We start from the raw sequence: 7,462 nt of genomic DNA, 5'->3' as shown, positions 1-7,462 counted from the left end.
CCGTCCTCGCGGTGCTTGCGGATCGCGCTCATCATCACGAGCCCGTTGAGCACGGCTACGCCAGACAACGCGATGAAGCCGACCGCGGCTGTGATCGAGAACGGGATACCGCGCAGCAGCAACGCGAATACACCGCCCGCCAGCGCCATGGGGACCGCGCTGAACACGATCGCCGCCGGCACGAAGCCGCCGAGCGCCATATAGAGCAGGCCGTAAATGGCGAGAAAACAGATCGGCACGACGATCATCAATCGCAGACGCGCCGATTGCAGGCTCTCGAATGTCCCGCCCCACGCCGTATACATGCCCGGTGGCAGATCGAGCTTGCCGATCTTGTCCTGCGCCTCGGTGACGAACCCGCCGAGATCGCGCCCGCGCACATTGACCTGGACGACGACCATGCGCTTGCCGTTCTCGCGGCTGATCTGGTTCAGCCCCTGCGTATAGCTGAACTTCGCTACTTCGCGCAGCGGGATCGAGCGCGCCATCTGGCCGTCCATCGTCGGCAGCATCACCGGGATGGCGCCCAGCGTCTCCAGATCGTCGCGCTGCGCGTCGGCAAGGCGGACGACGACCGAGAACCGCCGGTCGCCCTCGAACAGCAACCCCGCCTCGCGCCCGCCAAGCGCGGCGGCAACGGTGTTCGCCACCTCCTCGACCGACAGGCCGTAGCGCGCGACCGAGGGCCGATCGATCTTCACGTCGAAGGTCGGCGCGCCGTCGGTCTGTTCGGCGCTGACATCGGCCGCACCGGGGATCGCGCGGAGCGTCGATGCAATGCGCTGCGCCTGCTGCGTCATCTGGTCGAGGTCGTCGCCATAGAGCTTCACCGCGACGTCCGACCGGACGCCCGCGATCAGCTCGTTGAAGCGCATCTGGATCGGCTGCTGGATTTCGGTGCGATTGCCGATCAGCGGCTTCATCTTGGCTTCGATCCGGGTCAGGATGTCGGCCTTGCTGCGCACGTCGGCCGGCCATTCATGCTCCGGCTTGGGGATCACGTAAGTGTCCGACGCGTTTGGTGGCATCGGATCGGTGCCGAGGTCAGCATTGCCGTTCTTGGAAAAGACCAGCTCCACCTCGGGCAGCGTCTTCAGCGCATCCTCGATCCGCAGCTGCATCTGCGTCGACTGGTCGATCGACGCCGAGGGTACGCGGAAGTTGGTGACGGTGATGTCCTTCTCGTCGAGCTGCGGCATGAATTCCTCACCGAGCAAGCCGAAGCACAGCACCGCCGCCGCGAACACACCTGCGCCAGTCGCGATAAACGGCAAGGGCCGCGCCACTGCCTGCGCCAGCAGCGGCGCATAGCGATCCTTGAACCAGCGGATCGGCTTGACTTCGGTCTCGCTCACCTTGCCGGTAATGACGAGCGCGATCATCGCCGGGACGAAGGTCAAGGACAGCACGAAGGCGGCGGCAAGTGCCAGCATCAGCGTGATCGCCATCGGCGCAAAGGTCTTGCCCTCGACGCCCTGGAAGGTGAGCAACGGCACGAACACCAAAAAGATGATGAGCTGCCCATACAGGGTCGGCTTCACCATCTCCTGCGCGGCGAGCGTCGTCTCCGCCATCCGCTCCTCGCGCGTGAGCAGGCGGCCTTCATGCTCTTGTCGTTCGGCGAGGCGCCTGAGCGCATTCTCGACGATGATGACGGCCCCATCGACGATCAGCCCGAAATCGAGTGCGCCGAGACTCATCAGATTGCCCGATACGCCGAGGCCGTTCATCCCCGCCGCGGTCATCAACATCGTGATCGGGATCACGGCCGCCGTGATCAGCGCCGCCCGGATGTTACCGAGTAGCAGGAACAACACGACGATGACGAGCAGCGCGCCTTCGACGAGGTTTTTTTCGACCGTCGCGATCGTCGCGTTGACGAGCTTGGAGCGATTATAGACGGGTTCTGCGAACACATCAGGTGGCAGCGACCGGTTGACCTCGGTCAGCTTGTCGCCCGCCGCATTGGCGACGATCCGGCTATTGCTGCCGACGAGCATCAGCACGGTCGAGATCACCGCCTCCGATCCCATGCGGCTGCCAGAACCGGTGCGGACGGCACCGCCGATGACGACCTCGCCAACGTCGCGCACGCGCACCGGCGTGCCGGCGCGTGTCGCCACCACCGCGTCCTGAATGTCCTCAATCGATTTCAGCCGCGCGTCGGCACGGACCAGGAAGCTCTCGCCCGCGCGGCGGACGTAGTTCGAGCCGGCCGACATGTTCGCGCGTTCGAGCGCATCGGCGAGTTCGGTGATCGACAGGCCGTAAGCGGCGAGCGCGCCCAGATTGGGCTCGACCAGATATTGCTTCACATAGCCGCCGTTGGAATCGACGCCTGCAACGCCCTTCACGGTGCGCATCTGGGGGCGGATAATCCAGTCCTGCACGGTGCGCAGATACGCCGCCTTGGCGAGTTCGGTCGTCAGCCGCTCGCGCTCGGGCGTCAGATAGCTGCCGTCCGATTGCCAGCCGGGCTTGCCATCGACCGGCTTGATGCCCTTGCCGTCAGGATGCCGGAACGCGACCGAATAGAAGAAGATTTCGCCAAGCCCCGTGCTCAGCGGCGCGAGATTCGGCTGGATGCCGGCGGGTAGACTATCCTTCGCCTGCGCGAGGCGTTCGGTCACCTGCTGGCGCGCGAAGAACACGTCGGTCGAATCGGTGAACACCGCCGTCACCTGACTGAAGCCGTTGCGCGAGAAGGAGCGGGTCATTTCCAGCCCCGGAATGCCCGCCAGCGCGGTCTCGACCGGGAACGTCACCTGCTTTTCGATATCGACCGGGCCCAGCGTCGGCGCAAAGGTGCTGATCTGGACCTGGCGGTTGGTCACGTCGGGCACGGCGTCGATCGGCAGCATGGTGATCTGCCACGCGCCAAAGGCAATGACCACCAGCGTCAGTGAGGCCACGAGCCATCGCATGCGGACCGAGAGCGAGAGGATGCGCGCGATCATTCTGCCTGCTCCTTCTCGATCTCGGCCTTGAGGAGGAAGGCATTGGTGGTGGCGATTGGCGTTGCGGGATTGATGCCCGACGCAATCGCGACCATCCCGCCGCTGCGGCTGCCGACCTGAACCGTCTGCGCCTTGAAACCGCTCCGCGTGCGGACGAACACCACGCGGCGATCACCGATCGTCTGGACCGCGTCCTGCGGCACCATCACGCCCGACTTGGCAGCCCCGCCGCTGGCGAAGACGCGCGCCTGAACCAATTGCCCCGGCACGAGCAGGCTGGCGCCCGCGCCCGGCTCGATCACGATCGTCGCACCGCGCGTCTCGCGGTCGACCACGCCCGTGGTCGAGCGCACCCGCCCTGTGATCATCTGTCCGTCGCTGGTGGTCAGTTCCACCCGGTCGCCGGTGCGGACGCGGGGCGCGTCGGCTTGCGGCAAACTGGCGGTGATCTGCAGGCGCGACGGATCGGCGACGCGGAACAGCTCGGTCTCGGCCGCAATGAACTGACCGAGACTCGCAGTCGCGGCGGTGACGCGACCCGTCACTGGGCTGACGACCGCGATCGACCGGCCATCTCGCGCCAGCCGCACCGCGCCAGCCGCTGCGCTGGCGCGTCCTGCATCGGCTTGTGCGACCGCAAGTGCTGCCTGCGCGGTCTCATAATCGGCCCGTGCGGAAACGCCTTGCGCGAGCAATGACCGCTCACGCGCCAGCTGCTTCGAGGCCAGCGACACGCGCGCCGCAGCGGCAGCACGGTCGGCGGCGATCGTCGAGGCGTCGCGGCTTTCGACCAGCGCCAGCGTATCGCCCGCTCGGACCGGATCGCCGATCCGCTTGAAGATGCGCATGACGGTGCCGGGCGCGCGCGCGGTCAGCACCGCTTCGGCATCGGGGGTCGCCTCCACCGTGGCGGACGCGGGAATCGCCGCGTCGAGTTCGCCCGATGCGGCGGCCGCGACGGTGATCGCCGAAATGCGGATGCCGTCTGGCGTGATCTCGACCGCGTCAGTAGGCGCGCTCGGCGTCGTCGCCATCGCTTCGGGCGCGGGCGGCGCTGGCTGGGTCAGGCGCGCGGCACCGAACCCGAGCGCGGCGGCCAGGCCGATCGCGGCCCCGGTGTAAAGGCGTGTCTTGTCGTTCATTGGACCGGGTCTCCGGTGATGGCCATGCCGTTCAGGCTGGCGAGTTGGGCACGGGCATCGAAACGGGCAGCGGCAGCATCGGCGACGACGCCACGCGCCAGACCCAGTCCGTGGCGGGCGACGAGCAGTTCGCTCAAGGGCGATTTGCCCGCTTCATAGGCGATGCGGGCAAGCCGATAGGTTTCCTCCGCCGTCGCCATCGTCCGTTCTGCGGCGATGGCGCGGGCGTCGGCGGCTTCTGCCAGCGCGACGGCGCTGCGAACATTGGCGGTCGCTTCAAGCCGTGCCGCCGCCGCCCTTGCCTCCGCCCCGCGCAGCTCGGCGTCGGCTGCGGCGATATTGCCCCGGTTGCGATCGAACAGGCGCAGCGGCAACGAAACGCCGGCGACCAGCGCGGTCGCGCGGTCCTGATCGAGCCTGCGCACGCCGATCTGCCCGGTAATGTCCGGCATGGCACGCTTGCGCTCCGACGCTGCACGTTTTGCAGCAGCCTCCCGATCGGCCAGCGCGGCGAGATAGCCGGTGGTTCGGAGCGGATCGGCCGAGCCGTAAGCGGCGCGTGATTGGGGCAGATCGAGCAGCGAGTCCGAAATACCGGTGAAGGGGGTCTCCACCCCGGCCAGCGCGGAGAGCCGGGCAAGTGCCGCTGTGCGCGCTGCCCGCGTGCTTTCGAGCACGGCACGGGCGGCATTGAGTTCGGTTTCCGCTTGCAGCGCGCGGAGGCGGGCTTCCTTGCCTGCCTCGACCAGCGCGCGGGCGAGTTTCAGGTCGGCTTCGCCCTCTTCGACTTCGTCCTCGGCAATCGCGATGCGCCGATCGGCGAGTTCGACGGCGGCATAGGCCCGCGCAAGATCATAAGCAAAGGCGACGCGACCTTGCAGGCCTCGCGCGCGCGCCGCTGTCACCCCGGCTTCGCCAGCAGCGATGCGCGCAGATCGTTTGCCGCCCAGCTCGAACGGCTGGCTATATTGCAGCGTCGTCTCGGTCCGGTCGAACCCGGCATAGGGCGACGAGCCGGCAAAGTTCTCGGCATAGACGCTCACGGATGGATTGGGGCGTGCGTGCGCCTGGTCCGACAGGCCCGCCGCACGATCGACGTCGGCGGCCAACTCCTGGAGGCGGGGAGATTGCTCGGCTTGCTTGAGCAACAGAGCGAAGGGTGGCGCGGGGTCGGCCCACGCCGGACCCGCCAGCGTCATGCCCGCGAGTCCGCCGAACAGCGCCGCAAGGCGCCGTCGGCTGATAAAGCCAGTCATAGAGATGTGATCCTTGCACGAGTTGGACTCGGGCGCGCCCCCAGCGCGCGGCAGGGATCAGGCCTTTGGTGGTCTCAGTAAAGATGTTGGATCGATGCCAGCTTTAAGGGCTGAACGCGGCACCGACCAGTTGGTCGTGAATGACGCCTCATAGATGTGGGCGACGGCTGTATCAGGCATTGCGAGGCTCTGCCCCACCATGTGCGCTGTAAGGTGCACGGCGCCATCGGGATCGCTCGAATCCTGTTTCTCATGCTCGTGTGCGACAGAAACGGCGTGGACCGCGTCGTCGTCGTGAATGCTGGCATTGTGCCATGTCGATACGGCGCTCATCGTCATCAAGGCGAGGAGAGCGAGCAGGAACCCCCAAGGGGCGGATCGGGATCGGACGAGCGCCACACCGGGTAGTGTATGCGGAGTGCTGCGCTGCGGCAAGGGAAACGCGCTCACGCCTTGGGCCAATCGGGGTGACGCTTGTCGATCACGAAGGCATGATCCCCGCGTTCATGCTCTTTCAGGTGCGGATCGTCGGCCGAAAGGTCGCCATGTTCGTGCGCGACAACGTCGGGATCGTTCGCCGGCCAGAGCCGGACCGCAGCCAGCGTGCCCACACCGGCGATGGCCGCCATCGCGCCAAACGCTGCCGCCATGCCGACCCGCGCGCCGAGCTGCCCAACCAAGGGGTAAGCGAAGAGCCAGCAGACGTGGCTGAGCGCGAACTGCGCCGCGAACAGCGCGGGGCGATCGTCGGCATTGGCCGACCGGCGCAACAGCCGACCCGAAGGCGTAACGCTTGCCGAATAGGCCAGGCCCATGACGATCCATCCTGCGATCAGAATGTACCAATAGCTGTCGGCCGTTCCCATGGTCACGGTGACCAGTGCCATCGCGGCAAGTGTTAGCGTCAGAAGAGCGGCAGCGATCAACATTACGGTGCGGTCGGCGACCCGATCTAGGATGCGCGGCAAGGTCAGTGCCGCCGTGATCGAGCCCGCGCCGAACGCCGCCATCGTCAGCGCGACGTCGCGCTGGCTGAGGCCGAGCCCTTTGACGATCACGACCGTGTTCACGATCACCATCGCGCTCGCCGCTGCCGCCGCCAGGGTCAGCGCAAGCAGGCCGCGCAGGCGTGGCGTCTTGAGGTAGATGCGCGTGCCCCGCGTCGTCTTGTCGTAGATGCCACCCGCGTCCTCGACCAGCTTGGGTCGCGGCAAGGTGGTCGACACTACCAATAGTGCCGAAGCGACGAAGCCGATCGCGGTCCCGGCGAACAGCCAGTGGAAGCTGATGACCGTGAGCAACGCCGCCGCGAGGATCGGGCTGGTCAGGCTTTCCATGTCATAGGCAAGCCGTGACAGCGACAGCGCCCGCGTATAGTCGCGCTCTTCGGGCAGCACGTCAGGGATGGTCGCCTGGAATGTCGGTGTAAACGCTGCCGACGCCGACTGCAGCACGAAGATCAAGACATAGACCTCCCAGACCTGCGTGACGAACGGCAGGCACAGCGCAACGGTGGCACGGATCATGTCCATCGCAACAAGCAGCGCGCGCCGGGGCACCTTGTTGGCGAAGGCACCAGCGATCGGCGCGACACCGACGTAGGCGATCATCTTGATCGCGAGCGCGGTGCCAAGCACAGCGCCCGCGTCGCCGCCCGCGATATCATAGGCCAGCAGACCAAGCGCGACCGTCGCAAGCCCCGTTCCGATCAGCGCAATGATCTGCGCAAGGAATAGGTGGCGATAGGTGCGGTTGGCGAGGACTGCGAGCATGGGCGCCCCTATCCGCTGATTCTGGCCGCCTGTCTATCCCCCATGGGGGATATGGTGGACACGTCCGTCATGACGTGTCAGGGACTCAAAATGGCCCATACAGCGCACACCAGCCACCCCGCGATCGTCAAGCGCCTTAACCGGGCGACCGGCCACCTTCGCAGCATCGTTACCATGATCGAGGAGCAACGCCCCTGCGTCGACATCGCCCAGCAGCTGCAGGCGGTCGAGAATGCGATCGCCAGCGCGAAGCGTGCGCTGATCAACGATCATATTGACCATTGCCTCGTCCACGCCGAGGAAGGCGAAGGCCCGCAGCAGGCGATCGAGCAATT

Annotated in this window: 6 protein-coding genes; 1 reads left to right on the top strand and 5 read right to left on the bottom strand. The window is 66.4% G+C overall.

From position 1 onward, the window contains the following. From K2W81_RS15650 to K2W81_RS15630, 5 genes are all read right to left on the bottom strand, one after another. The coding region (locus K2W81_RS15650) for a CusA/CzcA family heavy metal efflux RND transporter (protein ID WP_273513944.1) at positions 1–2,957 on the bottom strand (2,957 nt) is incomplete at its 3' end. Continuing rightward, the gene (locus K2W81_RS15645; protein WP_066478299.1) at positions 2,954–4,099 is read right to left on the bottom strand and encodes an efflux RND transporter periplasmic adaptor subunit; all 1,146 of its coding nucleotides are present in this window, start codon (positions 4,097–4,099) and stop codon (positions 2,954–2,956) included. The genes K2W81_RS15645 and K2W81_RS15650, both read right to left, overlap by 4 nt. Continuing rightward, the gene (locus tag K2W81_RS15640; RefSeq protein WP_066478302.1) at positions 4,096–5,355 is read right to left on the bottom strand and encodes a TolC family protein; all 1,260 of its coding nucleotides are present in this window, start codon (positions 5,353–5,355) and stop codon (positions 4,096–4,098) included. Before K2W81_RS15640 ends, K2W81_RS15645 begins: the two co-directional genes overlap by 4 nt. 57 nt (positions 5,356–5,412) lie before the next feature. Beyond that, on the bottom strand, positions 5,413–5,688 hold the full coding sequence (locus K2W81_RS15635; protein ID WP_156437687.1) for a hypothetical protein: 276 nt from the start codon (positions 5,686–5,688) through the stop codon (positions 5,413–5,415). Between the two features lie 113 nt (positions 5,689–5,801). Then, a complete protein-coding gene (locus tag K2W81_RS15630; protein WP_273513941.1) occupies positions 5,802–7,127 on the bottom strand; it encodes an MFS transporter in 1,326 nt (441 codons plus the stop codon). A gap of 90 nt (positions 7,128–7,217) precedes the next feature. Here K2W81_RS15630 and K2W81_RS15625 point away from each other — a divergent pair. After that, the coding region (locus K2W81_RS15625; protein WP_273513940.1) for a metal-sensing transcriptional repressor at positions 7,218–7,462 on the top strand (245 nt) is incomplete at its 3' end.

The organism is Sphingomonas sp., from assembly GCF_019749955.1.
GTDB lineage: Bacteria > Pseudomonadota > Alphaproteobacteria > Sphingomonadales > Sphingomonadaceae > Sphingomonas.
Note: the sequence above shows the minus strand (reverse complement) of the source record. Positions and strands in the feature narration are given on the sequence as shown.

Bases quoted from the DNA above. Each gene is read 5' to 3' on its own strand.
- K2W81_RS15645 (WP_066478299.1), bottom strand. From the start codon at position 4,099: ATGAACGACAAGACACGCCTTTACACCGGGGCCGCGATCGGCCTGGCC.
- K2W81_RS15630 (WP_273513941.1), bottom strand. From the start codon at position 7,127: ATGCTCGCAGTCCTCGCCAACCGCACCTATCGCCACCTATTCCTTGCG.
- K2W81_RS15640 (WP_066478302.1), bottom strand. From the start codon at position 5,355: ATGACTGGCTTTATCAGCCGACGGCGCCTTGCGGCGCTGTTCGGCGGA.
- K2W81_RS15635 (WP_156437687.1), bottom strand. From the start codon at position 5,688: ATGAGCGCCGTATCGACATGGCACAATGCCAGCATTCACGACGACGAC.